General features: G+C 54.8%; 20 protein-coding genes. 12 read left to right on the plus strand and 8 right to left on the minus strand.

Features of this window, described 5'->3' with window-relative positions; genetic code table 11:
• The gene (nhaR, locus tag PAT9B_RS03180; RefSeq protein WP_013507812.1) at window positions 1–903 is read left to right on the plus strand and encodes a transcriptional activator NhaR; all 903 of its coding nucleotides are present in this window, start codon (window positions 1–3) and stop codon (window positions 901–903) included.
• 51 nt (window positions 904–954) lie between these two features.
• On the opposite strand, the gene rpsT is transcribed toward nhaR, so the two are convergent.
• Window positions 955–1,218, minus strand: coding sequence for a 30S ribosomal protein S20 (rpsT, locus tag PAT9B_RS03185; RefSeq protein WP_013507813.1), 264 nt, complete (start codon window positions 1,216–1,218; stop codon window positions 955–957).
• A gap of 318 nt (window positions 1,219–1,536) precedes the next feature.
• Here rpsT and ribF point away from each other — a divergent pair, with 318 nt between their 5' ends.
• The 10 genes from ribF (at window position 1,537) to folA (ending at window position 15,305) form a co-directional block, all read left to right on the plus strand.
• On the plus strand, window positions 1,537–2,475 hold the full coding sequence (ribF, locus tag PAT9B_RS03190) for a bifunctional riboflavin kinase/FAD synthetase (protein WP_013507814.1): 939 nt from the start codon (window positions 1,537–1,539) through the stop codon (window positions 2,473–2,475).
• Window positions 2,476–2,502: 27 nt separating this feature from the next.
• Window positions 2,503–5,322, plus strand: coding sequence for an isoleucine--tRNA ligase (ileS, locus tag PAT9B_RS03195; protein ID WP_013507815.1), 2,820 nt, complete (start codon window positions 2,503–2,505; stop codon window positions 5,320–5,322).
• The gene (gene lspA / locus PAT9B_RS03200) at window positions 5,322–5,822 is read left to right on the plus strand and encodes a signal peptidase II (RefSeq protein WP_013507816.1); all 501 of its coding nucleotides are present in this window, start codon (window positions 5,322–5,324) and stop codon (window positions 5,820–5,822) included. Before ileS ends, lspA begins: the two co-directional genes overlap by 1 nt.
• 9 nt (window positions 5,823–5,831) lie before the next feature.
• Window positions 5,832–6,302, plus strand: coding sequence for an FKBP-type peptidyl-prolyl cis-trans isomerase (fkpB, locus tag PAT9B_RS03205; RefSeq protein ID WP_013507817.1), 471 nt, complete (start codon window positions 5,832–5,834; stop codon window positions 6,300–6,302).
• Complete coding sequence (gene ispH / locus PAT9B_RS03210; protein WP_013507818.1) at window positions 6,283–7,236, plus strand: 4-hydroxy-3-methylbut-2-enyl diphosphate reductase; 954 nt, start codon at window positions 6,283–6,285, stop codon at window positions 7,234–7,236. The genes fkpB and ispH overlap by 20 nt, the downstream gene beginning before the upstream one ends.
• 245 nt (window positions 7,237–7,481) lie before the next feature.
• On the plus strand, window positions 7,482–8,297 hold the full coding sequence (gene dapB / locus PAT9B_RS03215; protein ID WP_013507819.1) for a 4-hydroxy-tetrahydrodipicolinate reductase: 816 nt from the start codon (window positions 7,482–7,484) through the stop codon (window positions 8,295–8,297).
• Window positions 8,298–8,767: 470 nt separating this feature from the next.
• Complete coding sequence (gene carA / locus PAT9B_RS03220) at window positions 8,768–9,916, plus strand: glutamine-hydrolyzing carbamoyl-phosphate synthase small subunit (protein ID WP_013507820.1); 1,149 nt, start codon at window positions 8,768–8,770, stop codon at window positions 9,914–9,916.
• Window positions 9,917–9,929: 13 nt separating this feature from the next.
• Window positions 9,930–13,154 carry a carbamoyl-phosphate synthase large subunit gene (gene carB, locus PAT9B_RS03225; protein WP_013507821.1) on the plus strand — a complete coding sequence of 1,075 codons (3,225 nt, stop codon included), beginning with the start codon at window positions 9,930–9,932 and terminating at the stop codon, window positions 13,152–13,154.
• A 238-nt stretch (window positions 13,155–13,392) separates the two neighbouring features.
• Window positions 13,393–14,535 carry a porin gene (locus PAT9B_RS03230; protein ID WP_013507822.1) on the plus strand — a complete coding sequence of 381 codons (1,143 nt, stop codon included), beginning with the start codon at window positions 13,393–13,395 and terminating at the stop codon, window positions 14,533–14,535.
• Between the two features lie 287 nt (window positions 14,536–14,822).
• Window positions 14,823–15,305, plus strand: a complete 483-nt coding sequence (folA, locus tag PAT9B_RS03235; RefSeq protein WP_013507823.1) for a type 3 dihydrofolate reductase — start codon at window positions 14,823–14,825, stop codon at window positions 15,303–15,305.
• A gap of 93 nt (window positions 15,306–15,398) precedes the next feature.
• Here the strand turns inward: folA and apaH are convergent, their stop codons facing one another.
• Genes apaH through lptD form a run of 6 tightly spaced genes read right to left on the minus strand, consistent with a single transcriptional unit; the run spans window position 15,399 to window position 22,226 of the window.
• The gene (apaH, locus tag PAT9B_RS03240) at window positions 15,399–16,268 is read right to left on the minus strand and encodes a bis(5'-nucleosyl)-tetraphosphatase (symmetrical) ApaH (RefSeq protein WP_013507824.1); all 870 of its coding nucleotides are present in this window, start codon (window positions 16,266–16,268) and stop codon (window positions 15,399–15,401) included.
• Between the two features lie 51 nt (window positions 16,269–16,319).
• The gene (apaG, locus tag PAT9B_RS03245) at window positions 16,320–16,697 is read right to left on the minus strand and encodes a Co2+/Mg2+ efflux protein ApaG (protein ID WP_013507825.1); all 378 of its coding nucleotides are present in this window, start codon (window positions 16,695–16,697) and stop codon (window positions 16,320–16,322) included.
• 4 nt (window positions 16,698–16,701) lie between these two features.
• Entirely contained in the window at window positions 16,702–17,526 is an 825-nt protein-coding gene (gene rsmA, locus PAT9B_RS03250) for a 16S rRNA (adenine(1518)-N(6)/adenine(1519)-N(6))-dimethyltransferase RsmA (RefSeq protein WP_013507826.1), read from the minus strand.
• On the minus strand, window positions 17,519–18,511 hold the full coding sequence (pdxA, locus tag PAT9B_RS03255; RefSeq protein ID WP_013507827.1) for a 4-hydroxythreonine-4-phosphate dehydrogenase PdxA: 993 nt from the start codon (window positions 18,509–18,511) through the stop codon (window positions 17,519–17,521). The genes rsmA and pdxA overlap by 8 nt, the downstream gene beginning before the upstream one ends.
• The gene (gene surA, locus PAT9B_RS03260; protein WP_013507828.1) at window positions 18,501–19,796 is read right to left on the minus strand and encodes a peptidylprolyl isomerase SurA; all 1,296 of its coding nucleotides are present in this window, start codon (window positions 19,794–19,796) and stop codon (window positions 18,501–18,503) included. Before surA ends, pdxA begins: the two co-directional genes overlap by 11 nt.
• Before the next feature lie 54 nt (window positions 19,797–19,850).
• Entirely contained in the window at window positions 19,851–22,226 is a 2,376-nt protein-coding gene (gene lptD, locus PAT9B_RS03265; protein ID WP_049792198.1) for an LPS assembly protein LptD, read from the minus strand.
• A 182-nt stretch (window positions 22,227–22,408) separates the two neighbouring features.
• Here lptD and djlA point away from each other — a divergent pair, with 182 nt between their 5' ends.
• A complete protein-coding gene (gene djlA / locus PAT9B_RS03270) occupies window positions 22,409–23,224 on the plus strand; it encodes a co-chaperone DjlA (RefSeq protein ID WP_013507830.1) in 816 nt (271 codons plus the stop codon).
• An 88-nt stretch (window positions 23,225–23,312) separates the two neighbouring features.
• Here the strand turns inward: djlA and rluA are convergent, their stop codons facing one another.
• Window positions 23,313–23,966: a bifunctional tRNA pseudouridine(32) synthase/23S rRNA pseudouridine(746) synthase RluA gene (gene rluA, locus PAT9B_RS03275; RefSeq protein WP_013507831.1), complete on the minus strand. Its 654-nt coding sequence runs from the start codon at window positions 23,964–23,966 to the stop codon at window positions 23,313–23,315.
• Window positions 23,967–23,984 lie beyond the last annotated feature (18 nt).

Genomic DNA, 23,984 nt, shown 5'->3' on the forward strand with positions numbered 1-23,984 from the left:
ATGTCACATATCAACTACAACCATCTGTATTACTTCTGGCACGTATGCCGGGAAGGTTCGATTGTCGGTGCGGCAGAGGCGTTATTCCTGACGCCGCAAACCATCACCGGGCAGATCAAGGCGCTGGAAGAACGTCTGCAAGGCAAGTTGTTCCGGCGGCAGGGACGCGGCCTGGTGCCGACTGAGCTGGGGCAACTGGTGTTCCGCTATGCCGACCGCATGTTTATGCTCAGCCAGGAGATGCTCGATATCGTTAACTATCGCAAAGAGTCGAACCTGCTGTTTGATGTTGGCATCGCCGACGCGCTTTCCAAACAGTTGGTGAGTCAGGTGCTCGAGGCGGCGGTGGTGGCGGATGAAAAAATTCATCTGCGCTGCTTTGAGTCGACGCATGAGATGCTGCTGGAGCAATTGAGCCAGCATAAGCTGGATATGATTGTTTCTGACTGCCCGATTGATTCCACGCAGCAGGAGGGGCTGTTTTCGGTGAAGTTGGGCGAGTGTCCGGTGAGTTTCTGGTGCTATGCACCCTGGCCGGAACAGGCTTTTCCTGCCTGCCTGGAGCAGCGGCGTTTACTCATTCCTGGCCGCCGCTCGATGCTGGGGCGTCAGTTATTGAACTGGATCCACAGCCAGGGATTGCAGGTCGAGATTCTTGGCGAGTTTGACGATGCCGCGCTGATGAAAGCGTTTGGCGCGCAGCACAACGCCATTTTCGTGGCACCCACTTTGTATGGTGAAGCGATCTATCGTGACGACGCCATTCGTGAAATCGGTCGATTGGATACGGTGATGGAGGAGTATCACGTGATTTTTGCCGAGCGCATGATCCAGCATCCGGCGGTACAACGCATCTGCCATCGCGACTTCAGCGCCTTGTTCAGCGGTGAACGACAGGCATAAAAAAACCGGCTTAGCGCCGGTTCTTTCACAAAGCGATTAACAGACCGGCGATTAAGCCAGTTTGTTGATCTGTGCAGTCAGGTTTGCTTTATGACGTGCAGCTTTGTTTTTGTGGATCAGACCTTTAGCAGCCTGACGGTCCACGATCGGTTGCATTTCGTTGAATGCGTTCTGCGCAGCAGCTTTGTCGCCTGTTGCGATAGCCGCGTATACTTTCTTGATGAAAGTACGCATCATAGAACGGTTGCTCGCGTTATGCTTGCGACGTTTCTCAGATGTTACGGCGCGTTTCTTAGCTGATTTGATATTAGCCAAGGTCCAACTCCCAAATGTGTTCTATATGGACAAATCAAAGGCCGAGGACTATGCCTTTTGCGCCTTCTTTTGTCAATGGATTTGTGCAAATAAGCGCCGTTTTACAAACGACACCCGGTTACGTAATTGATGGCGCAAGATTCTACCAGCAACACCGCGCTGAATACAGTATTTCGCAACAAAATTCTTCAGATCTCCGCTAAGCCCCTGCCTGCACGCGGATTAAGCAGCAACAGAAGCAGGAAAGGCACGCAGACGGGTTAACCTGAACGCTATTCAAGGGTATAATCCGCCGATTTCCACCGGTTTGAGTCAGCCATGAAGTTTATCCGCGGTATTTACAATCTCACTCAGCAGCATCGCGGCTGCGTCCTGACCATTGGTAATTTTGACGGGTTTCATCGCGGCCATCAGGCATTGATGGCTGAACTGGTCGAAGAGGGACGAAAGCGCCAGCTTCCGGTGATCGTGATGCTGTTCGAACCGCAGCCGCTTGAGCTGTTTGCGGGCGATAAAGCGCCAGCTCGCCTGATGCGTCTGCGTGAAAAACTGAAGTACCTGAAGCAGGCAGGCGTTGATGCGGTGCTGTGTGTCCGCTTTGATCGCCGTTTTGCCGCCCATTCGGCACAGAGCTTCATCTCTGAACTGCTGGTGGAGAAGCTGAACGTTAAATTCCTCGCCGTCGGCGATGATTTCCGCTTTGGTGCTGGTCGCCAGGGGGATTTCCTGTTATTACAGAAAGCCGGTGTGGAATATGGCTTTGATGTCATTAGCACCCAGACATTTTGTGATGGTGGCAAACGCATCAGCAGTACTGCGGTGCGGCAGGCGCTGGCGCAGGATGATTTCGTCCAGGCGCAGACGTTGTTGGGCCATCCCTTCAGCATTTCAGGCCGCGTGGTGCACGGTGATGCCCTGGGCCGTACCATTGGTTTTCCCACCGCCAATCTCCCTTTACGCCGCACAGTAACGCCGGTGAAGGGCGTGTTTGCGGTTGAAGTATTGGGGCTGGGTGAACAACCCATCCCTGGCGTGGCCAACATTGGTACGCGCCCGACGGTAAAAGGTCTGCGTCAGCAGCTTGAAGTTCACCTGCTTGACACACATATGAATCTTTATGGACGCCACATTGATGTGGTACTGAAACAGAAGATTCGCGACGAACAGCGTTTCGCCTCGCTGGACGCGCTGAAAGAACAAATAGCGAAAGATGTGGTGACGGCCCGACAATTTTTTGGGCTAAAAACACCGGTTTAATGAGCGAAATACGGAACCGAGAATCTGATGAGTGACTATAAATCTACCCTGAATTTGCCGGAAACGGGGTTCCCGATGCGTGGCGATCTGGCCAAACGCGAACCGGGAATGCTGCAACGTTGGTATGATGACAACCTGTACGGCATCATCCGCGAAGCCAAAAAAGGGAAAAAAACCTTTATTCTGCATGATGGCCCTCCCTACGCGAACGGCAGCATTCATATTGGTCACTCCGTTAACAAGATTCTGAAAGACATTATCGTTAAGTCGAAAGGCATGGCGGGCTTTGATTCGCCTTACGTACCGGGCTGGGACTGCCACGGTCTGCCGATCGAACACAAAGTTGAGCAGATGATTGGTAAGCCGGGCGAGAAAGTTAGCGCGGCGGAATTCCGTGCAGCTTGCCGTCAATATGCGGCAGAGCAGGTGGAAGGGCAGAAAAAAGACTTTATCCGTCTTGGCGTGCTGGGCGACTGGGATCGTCCGTATCTGACCATGAACTTCCAGACCGAAGCCAACATCATCCGTGCGCTGGGTAAAATCATCGGCAACGGCCACCTGCACAAAGGCGCGAAGCCGGTGCACTGGTGCCTGGACTGCCGCTCGGCGCTGGCGGAAGCCGAAGTCGAATATTATGACAAAACCTCGCCATCCATTGACGTGATGTTTAACGCGCTGGATGCCGATGCCGTGCGCGCCAAATTTGGCGTCTCTGCTTCTGAAGGCCCGGTTTCTCTGGTGATCTGGACCACCACCCCGTGGACCATGCCTGCCAACCGTGCCATCTCTCTGCACCCGGAATTTGATTACCAGTTGGTGCAGATCGAAGGCCGCAGCCTGATCCTTGCTAAAGATCTGGTGGAAAGCGTGATGAAACGCGCGGGCATCAGCGCGTGGCGTGTGCTGGGCGAATGCAAAGGCGCAGCGCTTGAACTGCAACTGTTTCAGCATCCGTTCCTTGAGCAAATCCAGTCGAAAGTGGTGCTGGGCGAACACGTCACCCTCGAAGCCGGTACCGGTGCAGTACATACCGCGCCTGGCCACGGCCCGGACGACTACGTGATCGGCCAGAAATACGGTCTCGAAACCGCTAACCCGGTTGGCCCGGATGGCACCTACCTGCCAGGCACCTATCCGACGCTGGATGGCGTCAACGTGTTTAAAGCCAACGATATGATCGTTGAGCTGCTGAAAGAGAAAGGCGCGCTGCTGCATGTAGAAAAACTGCTGCACAGCTACCCGCACTGCTGGCGTCATAAAACGCCGATCATCTTCCGTGCGACCCCACAGTGGTTTATCAGCATGGATCAGAAAGGTCTGCGTGCGCAGTCGCTGAAAGAGATCAAAGGCGTGCAGTGGATCCCGGACTGGGGTCAGGCGCGTATCGAAGCGATGGTCGCCAACCGTCCGGACTGGTGTATCTCCCGTCAGCGCACTTGGGGTGTGCCGATGGCGCTGTTCGTCCACAATGAAACTGAGCAGCTGCACCCGGATACGCTGGCGCTGATGGAAAAAGTGGCGCAGCGTGTGGAGCAGGACGGTATTCAGGCGTGGTGGGATCTCGATCCGCGCGACCTGATGGGCGACGATGCTGACAACTACAGCAAAGTGCCGGATACGCTGGATGTATGGTTCGATTCCGGATCAACCAGCTATGCCGTGGTAGATGCGCGCCCGGAATTCGACGGCCATAGCCCGGATATGTATCTGGAAGGCTCGGATCAGCATCGTGGCTGGTTTATGTCTTCGCTGATGATCTCCACCGCGATGAAAGGTAAAGCACCGTATCGCCAGGTACTGACCCATGGCTTCACCGTGGATGGTCAGGGCCGCAAGATGTCAAAATCCATCGGCAACACCGTGGCACCTCAGGATGTGATGGACAAACTGGGTGCTGATATTCTGCGTCTGTGGGTGGCGTCAACCGACTACTCCGGCGAAATGGCGGTCTCCGATGAGATCCTGAAGCGTTCCGCTGATGCCTATCGTCGTATTCGTAACACCGCGCGCTTCCTGCTGGCGAACCTGAACGGCTTTAATCCGGCGACCGATAAAGTCAGCCCGGAAGAGATGGTGGTGTTGGATCGTTGGGCCGTTGGCCGTGCGCTGGATGCGCAGAACGATATCGTTGCGTCATACGCCAATTACGATTTCCATGAAGTGATTCAGCGTCTGATGCAGTTCTGTTCGGTAGAGATGGGGTCGTTCTATCTCGACATCATCAAAGACCGTCAGTATACCGCCAAAGGCGACAGCCTGGCGCGTCGCAGCTGCCAGACGGCACTGTGGCATATCGTTGAAGCGCTGGTGCGCTGGATGGCACCGATCATGTCCTTCACCGCTGACGAAATCTGGGGCTACCTGCCGGGCGACCGTGCGCAATACGTGTTCACCGAAGAGTGGTACGACGGCCTGTTTGGTCTGGCTGCCGACGAAACGCTGAACGATGCGTACTGGGCTGAGCTGCTGAAAGTGCGCGGCGAAGTCAACAAGGTGATTGAGCAGGCCCGTACCGATAAACGTATCGGCGGCGCGCTGGAAGCAACGGTGACCCTGTATGCGGATGCAGAGCTGGCGGCGAAATTGCAGGCGCTGGGCAACGAACTGCGCTTTGTGCTGCTGACTTCTGGCGCGACCGTGGCGGATTACGCCACAGCGAGCGATGAAGCACAGCAGAGTGAATTGCTGAAAGGTCTGAAAATCGCGCTGCATAAAGCAGAAGGCGAGAAATGTCCGCGTTGCTGGCATTACACTACCGACGTCGGTCAGAACCCGGAGCATGCGGCGGTCTGCGGACGTTGTTATACCAACGTAGCCGGTAACGGCGAAGAGCGTAAGTTTGCCTGATGAGTAAAGCGATTTTCTCAACCGGATTGCGCTGGCTGTGGCTGGTGCTGGTAGTGATTGTGGTCGATTTCGCCAGTAAGCAGTGGATCATGAATAACATGATGCTGCACGAAACGCGGCCGCTGATACCGTTCCTGAATCTGTTCTACGCGCACAACTATGGCGCGGCGTTCAGTTTCCTGGCGGATAAAGGCGGCTGGCAGCGCTGGTTCTTTGCCGGTATCGCCATCGCGATTGTGGTGGCGTTGCTGGTGATGATGTACCGCAATCCGGCCCGCAACAAATTAACCAACATTGCCTATGCGCTGATTATCGGCGGGGCATTAGGTAACCTGTTTGATCGCGCGTATCACGGGTTTGTGGTCGATTTTATCGACTTCTACATCGGTGACTGGCACTTCGCGACCTTTAATATCGCTGACTGTGGCATCTGTATCGGTGCTGCGTTGGTGGTGCTGGAGGGCTTCTTAAGCCCGAAAGGCAAACAGGTGAAAGATTAAGGGTAAAAGATGACAGACTCTGTACAGCGCGACAGCGCGTTGCTGGTGCATTTTACGCTGAAGCTGGAAGATGGTTCGACAGCAGAATCGACGCGTGCCAACGGCAAACCCGCGCTGTTTCGTCTCGGTGATGGCAGCCTGTCGGCGGCGCTGGAGCAGGAACTGCTGGGACGTAAAGTCGGCGATAAGCACGGCTTTACCCTCGCACCGGAAGATGCCTTTGGTGGCATCAGTCCGGACCTGATCCAATACTTTTCACGTCGTGATTTTATCGACGCGGGCGAGCCGGAAGTCGGTGCCATCATGCTGTTCAGCGGCATGGGTGGCAGCGAAATGCCGGGGGTGATCCGTGAAGTCTCCGGTGATTCGATCACCGTAGACTTTAACCACCCGCTGGCGGGTCAGCGCATTCAGTTTGAGATTGAAGTGCTGGAGATTGATCCGGTCCTGGAGGCAAGCGATGCAAATCCTGTTAGCTAACCCGCGTGGTTTCTGTGCAGGCGTGGATCGCGCCATCAGCATCGTTGAGCGCGCGCTGGAGATGTACGGCGCGCCAATCTATGTGCGCCATGAAGTGGTGCATAACCGCTACGTGGTCAGCAGCCTGCGCGAGCGCGGGGCCATCTTTATCGAAGAGATCAGCGAAGTGCCGGATGACGCTATCCTGATCTTCTCGGCGCACGGGGTATCTCAGGCAGTACGTGCTGAAGCGAAGGCGCGGAATCTGACCATGCTGTTTGATGCCACCTGTCCGTTGGTGACCAAAGTGCATATGGAAGTGGCACGCGCCAGCCGTAAAGGTGTCGAGGCCATTCTGATTGGGCATGCGGGTCACCCGGAAGTGGAAGGGACGATGGGGCAGTACAGCAACCCCAACGGCGGCATGTATCTGGTGGAATCGCCGGAAGATGTGTTCAAACTGCAGGTCAAAGATGAAAGCAACCTGTGCTTTATGACCCAGACGACGTTGTCGGTCGATGATACGTCAGACGTGATTGACGCGCTGCGTCAGCGTTTCCCGGCAATCATCGGACCGCGTAAAGATGATATCTGCTACGCCACCACCAACCGTCAGGAAGCGGTGCGTGTGCTGGCGCGTGATGCTGAGGTGGTGCTGGTGGTCGGGTCGAAAAACTCGTCCAACTCCAATCGCCTGGCGGAACTGGCCCAGCGAGCTGGCAAACTGGCGAAGCTGATCGACTCTGCCGATGATATTCAGGAAGAGTGGGTAAAAGGCGTGACCACCATTGGTGTCACTGCCGGGGCTTCAGCGCCGGATGTTCTGGTGCAGCAAGTGATTCAGCGTCTGCGCGATCTGGGCGGCGAAGCGGCGATTGAACTGATTGGCCGTGAAGAAAACATCGTATTTGAAGTACCGAAAGAACTGCGTGTAGAAGTACGCAACGTGCAGTAATCCCTTCCCCGTAGCGGCGCGATTTATCGCGCTTTTTTTCGACCGGCAAAAAGACGCGCGATAAATCGCGCCGCTACACCAATCCGCGCAAGCCTATTTCCACCTGGTGAGATTGCTTTTACTGATAATCTGACGCGGCTGGCATAAAATTCTTATTATCCCTTTTTTATTGTGGCGTGACTGTTATCTGACCGTTAACCTGTTTGCGCTTTGCATGCATAGATTTGTATCAGGAATGAATAAATATGAGTGAAATCCGCATTGCTATTGTTGGTGCGCCGGGTCGCATGGGACGCAATTTGATTCAGGCTGCGCAGCAGGCGGAAGGCGTAGTATTAGGCGCTGCGCTGGCGCGTGCCGGTTCGTCACTGATCGGCAGCGATGCCGGTGAGCTGGCAGGTATCGGCAAGACCGGGGTGATCATCACCGCGGATTTGCAGCAGGTGGTGAACGACTTCGACGTGCTGATCGACTTCACCCGCCCGGAAGGTACGCTGGAATATCTGGCTTTTTGCCGCCAGCACCACAAGGCGATGGTGATTGGCACCACCGGTTTTGATGAAGCGGGCAAAGCGGCGATTCGCGCTGCGGCAGAAGAGATTGGCATCGTATTCGCCGCTAACTTCAGCGTTGGCGTGAACCTGGTACTGGAGCTGCTGAAACAGGCGGCGAAAGTCATGGGCGATTATGCCGATATTGAGATCGTGGAAGCGCATCACCGTCACAAAGTTGATGCACCATCAGGGACGGCACTGGCGATGGGTGAAGCCATTGCTGAGGCGATGGACTGGAAACTGGACGAGCACGCGGTCTACGCGCGTGAAGGCCATACCGGTGAGCGCAAAGCGCAAACCATCGGTTTTGCCACCGTGCGTGCTGGCGATATCGTCGGCGAGCATACCGCGATGTTTGCTGATATTGGTGAACGTGTAGAGATTACCCACAAGGCTTCCAGCCGCATGACCTTTGCAAATGGTGCTGTGAAAGCTGCAAGCTGGCTTAAAGACAAGAAATCTGGCCTTTATGATATGCGTGATGTGCTGGATTTATCGATGTTGTGAGTGTTGTGAACCATCGTGATGTGGTTATTTCAATCGGTAAGACATTGATTGAATAGGGCAATATTATTATTGCCCTTTATTTTACCTATAAAAAGTCGGTTTGGTTAAAATTGATTACTAAGATGCCTGTTTATCTATGTTTGTGATCATTATTTATCCGCTAAAACATCATTTTTTACCATTTGGTCAAAAATATCCTCCAGCTAGCACGCTTTTTAGATTATTTCCGCCTCGCAACCGTTTATTTTTCCGAGTTGTCTCGCTCTTTTGTCCCTTTCTGTGGCTTTTAACATTCAGTTGCCCGAAAAAAACAAAAAAATAACGTCTCAGGGTAGACAAGGTGCAGGTCGATCATTAGAATGCGCGCAATTTGCCAAAAATCGACCAGTCAGGCGGTTTTTGCATTGATTCAGGACCGTATTTTGAATTAATATGCAAATATTGTGACTGTTTATTCCCTGGAGGATGTTTTGATTAAGTCAGCGCTCTTGGTTCTGGAAGACGGAACCCAATTCCACGGTCGGGCCATCGGGGCAACGGGATCGGCAGTGGGGGAGGTCGTTTTCAATACGTCAATGACCGGTTATCAAGAAATCCTCACTGATCCCTCCTATTCCCGCCAGATCGTCACCCTCACTTATCCCCATATCGGCAATGTTGGCGTTAATGCCGCCGACGCAGAGTCCAGTCAAATTCATGCCCAAGGCCTTGTTATTCGCGACCTGCCGCTGATTACCAGCAACTTCCGTAGCGAAGAGAGCTTGTCAGCTTACTTGCAGCGCAACAACATCGTCGCCATTGCCGATATAGATACTCGCAAGCTGACGCGTCTGCTGCGTGAGAAAGGGGCACAGAACGGCTGCATCATCGCCGGTGATAACCCGGATGCCGCGCTGGCGTTGCAGAAGGCCCAAGCCTTCCCGGGCCTGAAAGGTATGGACCTGGCAAAAGAAGTGACGACCGCAGAAACCTATCCGTGGCAGCAGGGGAGCTGGACACTGGCAGGTGACCTGCCAGAGCAGAAATCAGCAGAAGAATTACCCTTCCACGTGGTGGCTTACGATTTTGGTGCCAAGCGCAATATCCTGCGTATGCTGGTGGATCGCGGCTGCCGCCTGACGGTCGTACCGGCGCAGACCTCAGCGGAAGACGTGCTGAAGCTGAACCCGGACGGTATCTTCCTCTCCAACGGTCCTGGCGACCCGGAGCCGTGCGATTACGCCATCAGCGCGATTCAGTCTTTCCTTAATACCGACATCCCGGTATTCGGTATCTGCCTCGGCCATCAGTTGCTGGCGCTGGCAAGCGGTGCGAAGACCATCAAAATGAAGCTGGGCCATCATGGCGGCAACCATCCGGTGAAAGATCTCGACAACAACACCGTGATGATCACTGCACAGAACCACGGTTTCGCCGTTGATGACAGCAACTTACCGGCTAATTTGCGTGTGACCCATGTGTCGCTGTTCGACCAGACCGTGCAGGGCATTCACCGTACCGACAAACCGGCTTTCAGCTTCCAGGGACACCCGGAAGCCAGCCCAGGCCCGCACGATGCGGCGCCGCTGTTCGATCACTTTATCGAACTGATTGAAGCCCACCGTTCTAACGCGAAGTAATCAGGAGCTAACGATGCCAAAACGTACAGACATAAAATCCATCCTGATCCTTGGCGCAGGTCCGATCGTTATCGGCCAGGCATGTGAATTTGACTACTCCGGTGCACAGGCGTGTAAAGCGCTGCGTGAAGAGGGTTACCGCGTCATTCTGGTGAACTCCAACCCGGCTACCATTATGACCGACCCGGAAATGGCCGATGCGACCTATATCGAGCCGATCCACTGGGAAGTGGTGCGCAAAATCATCGAAAAAGAGCGCCCGGATGCGGTGCTGCCAACCATGGGCGGCCAGACGGCGCTGAACTGTGCGCTGGAGCTGGAGCGTCAGGGTGTGCTGGAAGAGTTCGGCGTGACCATGATCGGTGCGACGGCTGATGCGATTGATAAAGCCGAAGACCGCCGCCGTTTCGACGTGGCGATGAAAAGCATCGGTCTGGATACCGCACGTTCCGGTATCGCGCACACCATGGAAGAAGCGCTGGCAGTGGCTGAAGATGTTGGCTTCCCGTGCATTATCCGTCCTTCCTTTACCATGGGCGGCACCGGTGGCGGTATCGCGTATAACCGCGAAGAGTTTGAAGAGATTTGCGAACGCGGTCTGGACCTGTCGCCGACCAATGAGCTGCTGATTGACGAGTCGCTGATTGGCTGGAAAGAGTACGAGATGGAAGTGGTGCGTGATAAAAACGACAACTGCATCATCGTCTGCTCGATCGAAAACTTCGATGCGATGGGTATCCATACCGGTGACTCCATCACCGTAGCGCCAGCGCAGACCCTGACCGACAAAGAGTATCAAATCATGCGTAACGCCTCGCTGGCGGTACTGCGTGAAATCGGGGTTGAGACCGGCGGTTCCAACGTCCAGTTCTCCGTTAACCCGAAAGACGGTCGCCTGATCGTCATCGAGATGAACCCGCGCGTATCCCGTTCTTCGGCGCTGGCTTCTAAAGCGACCGGCTTCCCGATTGCGAAGGTGGCAGCGAAACTGGCGGTGGGCTTTACCCTCGACGAACTGATGAACGACATCACCGGTGGTCGTACTCCGGCATCCTTTGAGCCGTCCATCGACTACGTTGTGACCAAGATTCCGCGCTTTAACTTCGAGAAGTTTGCCGGTGCTAACGACCGTCTGACCACCCAGATGAAATCTGTCGGTGAAGTGATGGCGATTGGCCGTACTTTCCAGGAATCGATGCAGAAAGCGCTGCGCGGTCTGGAAGTGGGTGCCAACGGTTTTGACCCGAAAGTGAACCTTGATGATGCCGAAGCGCTGACCCGCATTCGCCGCGAGCTGAAAGATGCCGGTTCTGACCGTATCTGGTACATCGCCGATGCGTTCCGTGCAGGCATGTCGGTTGATGGCGTGTTCAACCTGACCAACATTGACCGCTGGTTCCTGGTGCAGATTGAGGAGCTGGTGCGTCTGGAAGAGCAGGTGGCGCGCGAAGGCGTGAAGGTGTTGGACTTTGCCTTCCTGCGTGCGCTGAAGCGTAAAGGCTTTGCCGATGCGCGTCTGGCAACGCTGGCTGGCGTGGCGGAAAGTGAAATCCGTAAACTGCGTCAGCAGTTCAACCTGCACCCGGTGTACAAACGTGTTGATACCTGTGCGGCAGAGTTCGCGACCGACACGGCCTATATGTACTCGACCTATGAGGAAGAGTGTGAAGCCAATCCTAACCAGGATCGCGACAAGATCATGGTACTGGGCGGTGGTCCGAACCGTATCGGCCAGGGCATCGAGTTTGACTACTGCTGCGTCCACGCCGCGCTGGCGCTGCGTGAAGATGGTTTCGAGACCATCATGGTTAACTGCAACCCGGAAACCGTCTCTACCGACTACGACACTTCTGACCGTCTCTACTTCGAGCCGGTTACGCTGGAAGATGTGCTGGAAATCGTGCGCATCGAGCAGCCGAAAGGCGTCATCGTCCAGTACGGCGGTCAGACGCCGCTGAAACTGGCGCGTGCGTTGGAAGCGGCCGGTGTGCCGGTTATCGGTACCAGCCCGGACGCGATTGACCGCGCTGAAGACCGTGAACGTTTCCAGCAGGCGGTTGAGCGTCTGAACCTGAAACAACCGGCTAATGCCACGGTGTCTACCCTGGAGCAGGCGGTGGAAAAAGCGGTCGGTATCGGTTATCCGCTGGTGGTGCGTCCGTCTTACGTCCTGGGTGGCCGTGCGATGGAAATCGTTTACGACGAAATCGACCTGAAGCGTTACTTCCAGACGGCGGTATCCGTTTCTAACGATGCGCCCGTTCTGCTGGACCGTTTCCTCGATGACGCGGTTGAAGTGGACGTGGATGCGATTTGCGACGGCGAGCGCGTGCTGATTGGCGGCATCATGGAACATATCGAGCAGGCGGGTGTGCACTCTGGTGACTCCGCGTGTTCTCTGCCAGCCTACACCCTGAATGCTGAGATTCAGGACGTGATGCGTCAGCAGGTGGAAAAACTGGCGTTCGAACTGAATGTCCGTGGTCTGATGAACGTGCAGTTTGCGGTGAAAGACAATGAAGTCTACCTGATTGAAGTTAACCCGCGTGCGGCGCGTACCGTACCGTTCGTCTCCAAAGCGACCGGTGTACCGCTGGCGAAAGTGGCGGCGCGCGTGATGGCAGGTAAAACGCTGGCTGAGCAGGGCGTCACCAAAGAGGTGATTCCGCCGTACTACTCTGTGAAAGAAGTGGTGCTGCCGTTCAACAAGTTCCAGGGTGTTGACCCGATCCTCGGCCCGGAAATGCGTTCAACCGGTGAAGTGATGGGCGTAGGTCGTACCTTCGCGGAAGCCTTCGCCAAAGCGATGCTGGGTGCGCAGAGCAACATGAAGAAATCCGGTCGTGCGCTGCTGTCGGTGCGTGAAGGCGATAAGAAACGTATCGTTGATCTGGCGGCGAAATTGCAGAAGTTTGGCTTTGAGCTGGATGCTACCCATGGCACCGCCGTGGTGCTGGGTGAAGCCGGTATCAACCCGCGTCTGGTGAATAAGGTTCATGAAGGTCGCCCGCACATTCAGGACCGCCTGAAGAACGGTGAATACACCTACATCGTCAACACTACCGCAGGGCGTCAGGCGATTGAGGATTCCAAGCTGATTCGCCGCAGTGCGCTGCAATACAAAGTGCATTACGACACCACGTTGAACGGTGGTTTTGCCACGGCGATGGCGTTGAATGCGGATCCAACCGAAAAAGTGATTTCTGTGCAGGAAATGCATCAGCAAATCACCGGTTAATCGGTCTGCTCAGATCATCAACAACGGCTCCTCAGGGAGCCGTTTTTTTTGCACGATTGTTAATCTGCGCATAACATTAGTTTATGACAATATTATGATTTCATTAATTTTTAGCGCTTGATGCGGTATTGAATGTCCACACAATTATTAGCACAAATTTATAAATAGAAAGCGAGGCCGCTCGCTTTAGTATTTCGTTCGCTCATCTTTTCGAGCGTAACTGGGATATTTATAACAAATGAAAATGCGTGCTTTCACACTCACCGCCATTGCTGCGTTGGTCGCAGCGGCACCCCTTGCCAGCCAGGCTGAAGTCACTCTTCTCAAAGCCGACCCACAGGCTAACGATCCACTGAGCCGCCTTGACTTTAAAGTTGGCGGTAGTATTCGTCCGCAGTTCATGCATCAGAACGGCGTGAACGACAAATCCTACAAGCGTAACGGTTATGACGGCGGTTCACGTTTCCGCTTCACCGCCAATTATTATCTGTTTGATGATGTCAGCTGGGTCGGTTACTACGAGCTGGGCGTCAACTTCCCGGCATGGTGGGGTTGGGATAACCACTATGCCGACGGTGCCAACAACACCACGCGTCGTCAGCTGTATACCGGCTTCAAGAGCGCCACCCTCGGCGAACTCTACTTCGGCCAGCAGAACAGCGTTTACTATGATGTGGTCGGGGCGAAAACCGATATCTGGGACTACGACATGCTGGCCCAGGCACCGGGTAACGGTATCAACGGTGACTACGACGGTTCCTACCGTTCACGTAAACAGCTGAAATACAAAAACACTTTCGGCGATGTTGACGTTTATGCGTCTTACCTGTTTGAAGATAACGACTATCTGCCAGGCAAAGGGATGCGTTACAAACGTAAAGGCGGCGGCTCGCTGGGCGTGAACTATCACATCACCAAAGATCTGGCCTGGGGTACGGCGTGGAACTACACTCGTGCCGACATCCATCAGCCGTCAACGGGCGACAGCAAAACCTATGACCAGAACATCTACGGTACTGCGCTGAGCTGGACGCCGGGTAACTGGACACTGTCTGCCGGTGGTGGTTACTACCAGAACTTCCTGTCTACCAAGACATCGCAGGTACACAACTACTTCGCCGATGATGCCTGGGGTCTGGAATACTTTGCGGGCTACAAATTCCCGATTGGTCAGTATGCAGTTAAATCCATCCAGCCGTACTTTATGGGTGACCGCCTGGAATACCTGAATGGTCGTAACTACAAACGTATCGATAACGGTCTGGGTGTGAGCTTCCAGCTCGACTACGGTTTCCGTGTTGACTACGAATACGTGATTACCTCCAGCACCGACAAATCACTGGGTAACGTTAACCTGGTGCGTCTGCGCTACGATTTCTAATCGTGCTCCACGGCTCCTGCGGGAGCCGTTTTCTTTTGTTGTCATAAGTGCGCTTTTCTTTACACGAGCGTACAGGTCACATCCCCTTTTCACGCTGCCTTGTGCCATTTCCACGCTAAAATATGGCGCCTCTCTCGGATATTGCTGAGAAACGCGGTGTAAAACTCTGTCCAATAACAAAAATGCGGTGGCAAAGGAGCTTTACGTAAATAGCGAGTCCCTCCTATCGACGAAAGTTTCGCCTTTACGTATGATGGCGCCAATTTTTTTCCTGTAGGTCATTAAACATGATTAGTCTGATCGCAGCTCTGGCAGCGGATCGCATCATCGGTATGGAAAACGCCATGCCGTGGAACCTGCCTGCCGACCTGGCGTGGTTCAAACGTAACACCCTGAACAAGCCCGTGATTATGGGGCGTCTGACCTTTGAATCCATTGGCCGTCCGTTACCGGGCCGTCTGAATATTGTGGTTAGCAGTAAGCCGGGCAACCATGACGGTGTGACCTGGGTGACATCGCTGGAAGATGCGGTGAATGCTGCGGGTGATGCGGAAGAAGTGATGGTGATTGGCGGTGGGCGTATTTACGAACAAATGCTGCCGCGTGCCGATCGTCTCTATCTGACCCATATTGATGCGGAAGTTGAGGGTGACACCCAATTCCCGGACTACGAGCCGGATGAGTGGCAGTCAACCTTCAGTGAATTCCACGATGCTGATGCACAGAATTCACACAGCTACTGCTTCGAAATCCTCGATCGCCGCCGTTAATTAACCTCTATGGCACACCACCTTCTCCCGCTTGTGGGAGAAGGTCGGGATGAGGGGCGGGTCGCACGGAACTTTCCGTCGCTACGCGCCCTATCATTCCTGATGGCTGAGTGGTGGATGCGGATGAGTTGCGCTTTGCGCCATCGCCTGCTCGCGGTTGGAGTGCTGGATATAGTACTGCTGCGTTTCCCAGTGCAGCATCGTGAGCGTTCCTCCCCAGCAGCACCCCGTATCCAACCCGATGATGCCCTCCGGCGTGCCTTTGCCTTCCAGCGAGGCCCAGTGTCCGAAAATCACCGTGTAATCACGTGCTACCGGATTCGGGATCGTAAACCAAGGTTTAAGCGGTGGTGGGGCAGATTCTGGCGCATCTTTGCAGATCATATCTAACTGACCATTCGGGAAGCAGAAGCGCATCCGGGTCAGCGCGTTAGTACTGAAGCGCAAACGTGCCAGACCGCTGAGTTCTGGCGTCCAGTTATTGGGCATATCGCCATACATCGCATCGAGGAATAGCGGGTAGCTGTCACTGGAGAGCACGGCTTCGACTTCTCGTGCACAGATTTTGGCGGTATCGAGATCCCACTGTGGCGTGATGCCCGCATGGGCCATGACCAGCTTTTTCTCCTCATCCACCTGCAATAACGGCTGGCGACGCAGCCAGTTAATCAGCTCATCCGCGTCGGGGGCTTCCAGTAATGGCGTCAGGCGATCTTTGGGTTTGTTACGGCTGATACCGGCAAACACCGCCAGTAAATGGAGATCGTGATTGCCCAACACCAGGCGAACGCACTCTCCCAGCGACTTCACGTAGCGCAGCACGTCGAGTGAACCGGGGCCACGTGCTACCAGGTCGCCAGTCAGCCACAGAACATCCTGCTGCGGATCGAAGTTTACCTGTGCTAACAGGGCACGCAGCTCATCATAACAGCCGTGAACATCGCCAATCAGATATGTACTCATTACATCAGTCCGGTTAAAACGCATCGCCCGGACAGGCCGGGCGAGGAAGGATTAGTGGATGTGGGTTTGCACCGCGAGTCGGAACACCGGAATGTCGACAAAAAACTCTTCACCGTCTTCGTCGATCATCACGTAGTGGCCTTGCATGGTGCCCATCGGCGTTTCGAGGATCGCGCCGCTGGTGTATTGAAATTCGCTGCCGGGCGCGATATGGGGCTGTTCACCCACCACACCTTCGCCCTGAACTTCTGTTTCACGACCGTTGCCGTTGGTGATCAGCCAGTAGCGGCCGCGCAGTTGGACGCTGCTGCGCCCCAGATTGCGGATGGTGATGGTGTAGGCAAACACGTAGCGCTCCTCGTCAGGTGACGATTGCGACTCCACATACAGGCTTTGTACCTGGATACAGACGCGGGCCAGTTCACTCATGCACTCAGTTCTCCGGATTTTCTGCCTGATGATTGCCGAGCCAGTTGGCCAGTTGACAATACTGAGCAACCGAGACGTTTTCTGCACGCAGGGAAGCATCAATATTCAGTGCATCCAGCGCACCCGCAGCAAACAAATGACCCAGGCTGTTGCGCAGCGTTTTACGACGCTGGCCGAAAGCCTCGGTAGTGATGCGGCTCAACAGACGCACATCGCTGACCGGATGTTGCGGCTGAGCATATGGCACCAGGCGTACCACCGCGGAGTCCACTTTAGGCGGTGGTGTGAATGATTGTGGCGGTACTTCCAGCACCGGAATTACCTGACAATAATACTGCGCCATCACGCTGAGTCGACCATAGGCTTTGCTGCCCGGTCCGGCCACCAGACGGTTGACCACTTCTTTTTGCAGCATGAAGTGCATGTCTTTAATCGAACCAGTATAGCTGAAAAGGTGGAACATCAGCGGGGTGGAGATATTGTACGGCAGGTTGCCAAACACACGCAGTGGCTGGCCTTTCTCACGCGCCAGTGCGGAGAAATCAAAGGTCATCGCATCCTGTTGGAAGATGGTCAGTTTGGGGCCAAGAAACGGATGGGTTTGTAAACGCGCGGCAAGGTCGCGGTCCAGTTCCACCACGGTCAGCTCATCCAGACGCTCGCCCACCGGCTCTGTCAATGCGCCGAGGCCGGGACCAATCTCCACCACCGCTTCACCTTTTTGCGGGTGAATAGCGGAGACGATGCTGTCGATAATATACTGATCGTTCAGGAAGTTTTGCCCGAAACGTTTACGGGCGTAATGCCCCTGATGGACGCGATTATTCATTACTGCTCTTGATCATAGTGATGGCGAGGTTAAGCGCCGTAATAAAGCTGCCCGGCTCCGCCTGACCCAGACCGGCCAGTTCCAGCGCGGTGCCGTGGTCAACCGAAGTACGGATAAAGGGTAAGCCCAGCGTGATATTCACCGCCCGGCCAAACCCCTGAAATTTTAGTACAGGTAAGCCCTGATCGTGATACATCGCCAGCACGGCGTCAGCATGTTGCAGATATTTCGGCTGGAACAGGGTATCGGCGGGCAGCGGACCGGTCAGCTGGATGCCCTGCTGCCGTAATTCGTCCAGTGCCGGGATGATGGTATCAATTTCTTCACGGCCCATATGGCCGCTTTCGCCCGCGTGTGGATTCAGGCCGCAGACGAAAATATGGGGGTTCGGCAGGCCGAACTTTTGCTGCATATCGCGGTGCAGAATGGTGATCACTTCATGCAGGCTGTCACGCGTGATGGCAGCTGACACATCTTTCAACGGCAGATGGGTTGTCGCCAGTGCCACTCGCAGCTCCTCGGTGGCGAGCATCATCACCACACGGTCACCGCCAGCGCGATCGGCAAAAAACTCGGTATGCCCGGTAAAGGGGATACCCGCATCGTTGATCACGCCTTTGTGAACCGGGCCGGTAATCAATGCGGCAAATTCACCATTAAGGCAGCCGTCACAGGCACGCGCCAGCGTTGCCAGCACGTAATGGCTGTTAGCCACCGCCAATTCACCGGGCGTGACCGCTTGCGCGGTATCGACCTGGAGCAGCGTCAGTGAGCCAGCCTGTTGCGGCTGTGCCGCAACTCCGGGCTGGTAATCACGTAGTGTCAGCGGTAAGCCAAGCTGCGCTGCGCGATGACGCAACAGCTCGCCATCAGCGCACACCACCAGCTCAACCGGCCAGTCACGCTGGGCCAGTTGAACGGTTAAATCAGGACCAATCCCGGCGGGTTCGCCGGGAGTGATAACCACACGATAATTACTGACCATTGTTGTCCAGAATCTTCACGTAGGCACTGGCGCGCTGTTCCTGCATCCAGGTTTGCGCTTCTTCCGCGAATTTACGGTTAAACAGCAGGCGATAGGCGCGTTCTTTCTGTGCCGCATCGGTCTTATCAACCTGACGGGTATCCAGCAACTGAATCAGATGCCAGCCAAAAGAGGAGTGCACCGGCTGGCTGGTCTGGCCTTTCTGCAAACGCATCAGCGCATCACGGAATGCCGGATCGAACACTTCCGGTGAGGTCCAGCCCAGATCGCCACCCTGGTTCGCAGAACCCGGATCGTCTGAATACTGTTTGGCAGCGGCGGCAAAGGTGATCTTACCGCTGCGAATATCCGCAGCAATCTCTTCCAGCTTAGCGCGTGCCTGATCGTCAGTGAGGATCGGCGACGGCTTCAGCAGGATATGGCGCGCGTGCACTTCGGTCACGGAGATGTTTTTGCTCTCGCCACGCAGATCGTTCACTTTCAGGATATGGAAGCCAACGCCTGAACGGATCGGACCGACGACATCACCTTTCTGTGCCGTTGCCAGCGCCTGAGAGAACAGGCTGGGCAGTTCTTCAATTTTGCTCCAACCCATGTTGCCGCCTTTCAGCGCCTGTGGGTCAGCAGAATAGGTGACGGCCAGCTTGCCAAAGTCAGCACCTTTTTTCAGTTCGCCGACTAATTGACGGGCCAGCGCTTCCTGGTCGTCAACTTGCTGCTGCGTCGGGTTTTCCGGCAGCGGCAGCAGGATCTGGCTGACATTCAGCTCGGTACCCTGAGTGTTCTGTGAACCAATCTGTTTCGCCAGGGTATCGACTTCCTGCGGCAGAATGGTCACGCGACGGCGTACTTCATTGTTACGTACTTCAGAGATCATCATCTCTTTACGGATCTGCGCACGGTATTCGTTGTAGTTAATACCGTCGTAGGCAATGCGACTACGCAGTTGGTCGAGGGTCATATGGTTTTGACCAGCGATGTTCTGGATGGCTTCATCCAGTTGCTGATCGCTGATCTGCAAACCCGCTTTTTCACCCATCTGTAAAACAATGCTATCCATGATCTGGCGCTCAAGGATCTGATGACGCAGGGTATTGTCATCAGGCAGTTGCTGATGGGCCTGCTGTGCCTGTGCTTTCACCGTGCGCAGCATGCTATCAACGTCACTCTCCAGCACCACGCCGTTATTCACGACGGCGGCAACTTTATCTACCATTTGCGGGGCTGCGAACGCAGTGTTAGCGGCAATCGCCACACCAAGAATCAGCATTCTCCAGTTCTTCATACTTTATCCATTGTTGTTTCCGCACTGCGGGATAGCCTGTCAAACATCACAACATCAGAAAGCCTGCTGGTAAGGGATGATGCCCTGACGCAGCATGTCATGGGTGCCTAAGCCATAGTTGGAGCTAAGGCCACGCAGCTCAATGTTGAATGAGATTTGGTTGTCATACTTACTGTTGTTGTTTTCCCAACCGTTGATTTTGCGTTCATAACCGACGCGGATCGCGTAGCAGCAGGAGCTGTATTGCAGCCCCAGCACCTGATCAGCCGGTTTGCTGTTACGGGTGTCGTAGTAATACGCACCCACCAGCGACCAGGCATCGGCAATCGGCCAACTGGCGGTCGCGCCAACCTGGGAGATCCCGTTTTTGTAGATCGGGTTAGTCACCAGGCTGGAGTTATTCAGGGCCTGCGCGACGTATTCCGGGCTGCTGTAGCGGTAGCTCAGCTGCACCATACGGTCGGCATCCTGACGATATTCCAGCACCGCGTTACCCTGGGCCACGTTATCGAGACGGGTATCATATTGCAGCCCGCCACGGACGCCCCAGCGATCGCTCACTTTCCAGTAAGTGTCACCGGCCCAGATCAGGCTGCCGGTGTCATCTTCATCGTCGATCTGCTGAACGCCAGTTCGAGACGGGGTAAACGAGTAGATTTGACCAACAGAAACGTTAAAACGTTCAACCAGATCGTTATCATAAATTCGCGTGGTGACGCCGGTAGCGACCTGGTTGGCTGAGGCGATGCGATCGAGGCCGCTATAGGTGCGGTCACGGAACAGACCGGTATAGTCCGTTTGCAGTAACGTTGAATCGTATGGATAGATAGCGCTCTGGTCGCGGTACGGAATGTAGAGGTACTGTACGCGCGGCTCCAGCGTTTGGGTGTAGCCTTCTGCCCAGTCCATATCGCGGTCAAACACCAGGCGACCATCCATTTTGAACTGTGGCAGCGTGCGGTTAACCGAGCCTTTCAACACGCCACTGGAGGTGCGCTGGCTCTCGGAAAGGCCGTTGTAATAATCGAGGCCATCCTGCTGATAATGGGTGGCAAGGAGTTTAGCTTCCGTGTCCAGGCTTGCCCAGCCATTAGACAGCGGCAGATCCAGCGTTGGCTCGAAGTGCAGACGAGTTGCTTCAGGCATCTCACTGTTAACGTTAGTGAACTTCACTGCCTGGGCGTAAATCCGACCATCGAATGGGCCAATGTCGTTCTGATAGAAGTTCAGATCGAGCTGTGGCATCGCACGATAGACGTTGCTGCTGCTGGTGGTGCCAAACACCTGGAAATCTTTGGTGGAGAGCGTGGCGTCCCAGTTGGTATCAGAATAGCCAACGCTGAATTTCTGCGTGGCGTACCCATCGGTCGAGCTGTAGTACTTCGACGTCAAATCGTTGAAGTAATAAGGATCGCTGACTTTGGTGTAGTCCGCATTGAAACGCCAGTGCTGATCGTACACCCCAGCGTGACGCCAGTAGAACAACCAGCGATCGGAGCTGGCGTCCTGCGAAATGCTACGCACCGCTTTGTCTTTGTCGTATTGGTTATCGGACGGCAGGAAATCCAGTTCCATCAAACCCGAACCAAACTGGGTCAGATAACGGAATTCATTCTGCAATTGCAGGCCGCGGTTACTCATATAATGCGGCGTGATGGTGGCATCGGCCTGCGGCGCAATGTTCCAGTAGTACGGCAGCATGAACTCGAAACCGTTCGTGCTGCTGTATTTTGCATTCGGGATCAGGAAACCTGAGCGACGACGATCGCCAATCGGCAGTTGCAGGTATGGGCTATAAAAAACCGGCACATTGCCGAGTTTAAAGCGCGCATTCCAGATCTCTGCCACTTCTTCCTGACGGTCCTGAATCACCTCGGAACCGACCACGCTCCAACTGTTGCTGCCTGGCAAACAGGAGGTAAAGCTGCCGTTTTCGAGGATGGTATAACGATTGTTACCGCGCAGTTTCATCTGGTCGGCATCACCTCGTCCCTGGCGGCCTACCATCAGATAGTTACCGTTCCAGACGTTGGTGTCTTTGGTGTTCAGATTCGACCAGGCTTTCGGACCTTTCAGGATGACCTGATTGTCGTCATAGTGCACATTACCCAGCGCATCGACGGTGCGTACCGGCGTGGTCTGCCCCTCCTGCTGACGCTGATGCAACTGCACTTCGTCGGCAGTCATGCGGCTGTTACCCTGCTGCACGTCGACATTGCCGGTGTAAACTGCGTCGCTAGGATAGGTGCCTTTTAACGAGTCAGAATGAATCGTCACGGGCAGCGAATTCGTGTCGCCATTAACCAGCGGGCGGTTAAAGCTCGGCACGCCCAGCATACACTGCGACATTAAGTCGTCGGCGAGGGAATGCTGACTGTATATCGCTGCACCAATCATGGTAGCCAGCAGGGTAGGTATACGTTTTTTCATACGCGGTTTCGATAATTCCATGAAAACTGGCATCATGCCGACAATCCGGTCAGAGACTAACTTACTGCCCGGCGATGCGCCAGTGTTAATCCTTTTCTGTCCGCGTTGCCGTTAGGCGCTGAGATAAATGACAGGTATGATAATGCAATTTTCAGCCGCAAGCATGGCGAATTGAGGAGTTTATGCGCTACTGGGGAAAAGTAATTGGTCTGGCTCTGGGCTTGCTTTCCGGGCTAGGCTTTTGGGGCATTGTACTGGGTCTGATCATTGGCCACATGTTTGATAAGGTGCGCAGCGTTCAGGGACAAGGCTACTTCGCTAACAACCAAACCCGCCAGACACTGTTTTTTAGTACCACTTTTCAGGTCATGGGCCATTTGACCAAGTCAAAAGGGCGCGTCACCGAAGCGGATATCCAGATTGCGTCTTTGCTGATGGATCGCATGCAACTGCATGGCGATGCACGTACTGCGGCGCAGCGTGCCTTCCGTGAAGGCAAACAGGGCGACTATCCACTACGCAATAAACTGCGTGAACTGCGCAGCGCCTGCTTTGGCCGTTTTGATCTGATTCGGATGTTTCTGGAAATTCAGATCCAGGCGGCCTTTGCTGATGGTTCGCTGCATCCCAACGAACGCCAGGTGCTGTATGTGATCGCCGAGGAACTGGGTATCTCCAGGATGCAGTTTGACCAGTTCCTGCGCATGATGGAGGGCGGCCAACAGTTTGGTGGTGGCGGTTCATCGTATGGCGGTGGTGCCTACCAGCAAGCCAAACGTGGCCCGACGCTGGAAGATGCCTGTAGCGTGCTGGGGGTGAAAAGTAGCGATGATAGCACCACGATCAAACGCGCTTACCGCAAGTTGATGGCGGAGCATCATCCCGACAAACTGGTGGCGAAGGGATTACCGCCGGAGATGATGGAGATGGCGAAGCAGAAAGCGCAGGAGATTCAGGCGGCTTACGATCTGATTCGTAAGGAGAAAGGATTTAAATAAATCCTTGCTCCGTAGCGGCGCGATTTATCGCGCGGGTTTGTGCCGCCTTTGGGAAACGGCCACGCGATAAATCGTACCGCTGCGGCTGTCAGAAATCTGCGGGCTGGCGAAACGTCATGCGGTTACCAAACGCCGGATGGGTAATCGTCAGCGACTCCGCATGCAACAACAGCCGTGGAGCCATCGCCAGTGCTTCTGGCGAAGCGTAAAAGCGGTCACCGAGAATCGGATGCCCCAGCGCCAGCAGATGCACACGCAACTGGTGTGAGCGTCCGGTAATCGGCTTCAGCAGCACTCTGGCGCTGTTATCAGCATCATACGCCAGCACCTGATATTCGGTCTGCGCGGGTTTGCCGCTGTCAAAACACACCTTCTGCTTGGGTCGGTTCGGCCAGTCGCAAATCAGCGGCAGATCGATTAACCCCTGCTCCTCAGCCGGATGTCCCCAGACACGCGCCACGTATTGCTTGGCGGGCTCGCGTTCGCGAAACTGCCGCTTCAGCTCACGCTCTGCCGCTTTAGTCAGCGCCACCACGATAACGCCGCTGGTGGCCATATCCAGACGATGCACCGATTCAGCCTGGGGGTAATCACGCTGGATTCGCGTCATCACGCTGTCTTTGTGTTCGTCGAGGCGACCCGGCACCGACAGCAAACCGCTCGGCTTATTGACCACCATAATGTGGTCATCCTGATACAGAATATGCAGCCAGGGTTCGAGCGGCGGGTTATAAGGTTCCATCAGCCATTCCGTAAGGGG

It is taken from the genome of Pantoea sp. At-9b, from assembly GCF_000175935.2.
GTDB lineage: Bacteria > Pseudomonadota > Gammaproteobacteria > Enterobacterales > Enterobacteriaceae > Pantoea.

Coding starts and splice junctions, on each gene's coding strand:
- ispH (WP_013507818.1), top strand. CDS start 6,283: ATGCAAATCCTGTTAGCTAACCCGCGTGGTTTCTGTGCAGGCGTGGAT.
- lptD (WP_049792198.1), bottom strand. CDS start 22,226: ATGAAAAAACGTATACCTACCCTGCTGGCTACCATGATTGGTGCAGCG.
- folA (WP_013507823.1), top strand. CDS start 14,823: ATGATTAGTCTGATCGCAGCTCTGGCAGCGGATCGCATCATCGGTATG.
- rsmA (WP_013507826.1), bottom strand. CDS start 17,526: ATGAATAATCGCGTCCATCAGGGGCATTACGCCCGTAAACGTTTCGGG.
- ribF (WP_013507814.1), top strand. CDS start 1,537: ATGAAGTTTATCCGCGGTATTTACAATCTCACTCAGCAGCATCGCGGC.
- fkpB (WP_013507817.1), top strand. CDS start 5,832: ATGACAGACTCTGTACAGCGCGACAGCGCGTTGCTGGTGCATTTTACG.
- nhaR (WP_013507812.1), top strand. CDS start 1: ATGTCACATATCAACTACAACCATCTGTATTACTTCTGGCACGTATGC.
- PAT9B_RS03230 (WP_013507822.1), top strand. CDS start 13,393: ATGAAAATGCGTGCTTTCACACTCACCGCCATTGCTGCGTTGGTCGCA.
- lspA (WP_013507816.1), top strand. CDS start 5,322: ATGAGTAAAGCGATTTTCTCAACCGGATTGCGCTGGCTGTGGCTGGTG.
- carB (WP_013507821.1), top strand. CDS start 9,930: ATGCCAAAACGTACAGACATAAAATCCATCCTGATCCTTGGCGCAGGT.
- dapB (WP_013507819.1), top strand. CDS start 7,482: ATGAGTGAAATCCGCATTGCTATTGTTGGTGCGCCGGGTCGCATGGGA.
- surA (WP_013507828.1), bottom strand. CDS start 19,796: ATGAAGAACTGGAGAATGCTGATTCTTGGTGTGGCGATTGCCGCTAAC.
- pdxA (WP_013507827.1), bottom strand. CDS start 18,511: ATGGTCAGTAATTATCGTGTGGTTATCACTCCCGGCGAACCCGCCGGG.
- apaH (WP_013507824.1), bottom strand. CDS start 16,268: ATGAGTACATATCTGATTGGCGATGTTCACGGCTGTTATGATGAGCTG.
- ileS (WP_013507815.1), top strand. CDS start 2,503: ATGAGTGACTATAAATCTACCCTGAATTTGCCGGAAACGGGGTTCCCG.
- djlA (WP_013507830.1), top strand. CDS start 22,409: ATGCGCTACTGGGGAAAAGTAATTGGTCTGGCTCTGGGCTTGCTTTCC.
- apaG (WP_013507825.1), bottom strand. CDS start 16,697: ATGAGTGAACTGGCCCGCGTCTGTATCCAGGTACAAAGCCTGTATGTG.
- rluA (WP_013507831.1), bottom strand. CDS start 23,966: ATGGAACCTTATAACCCGCCGCTCGAACCCTGGCTGCATATTCTGTAT.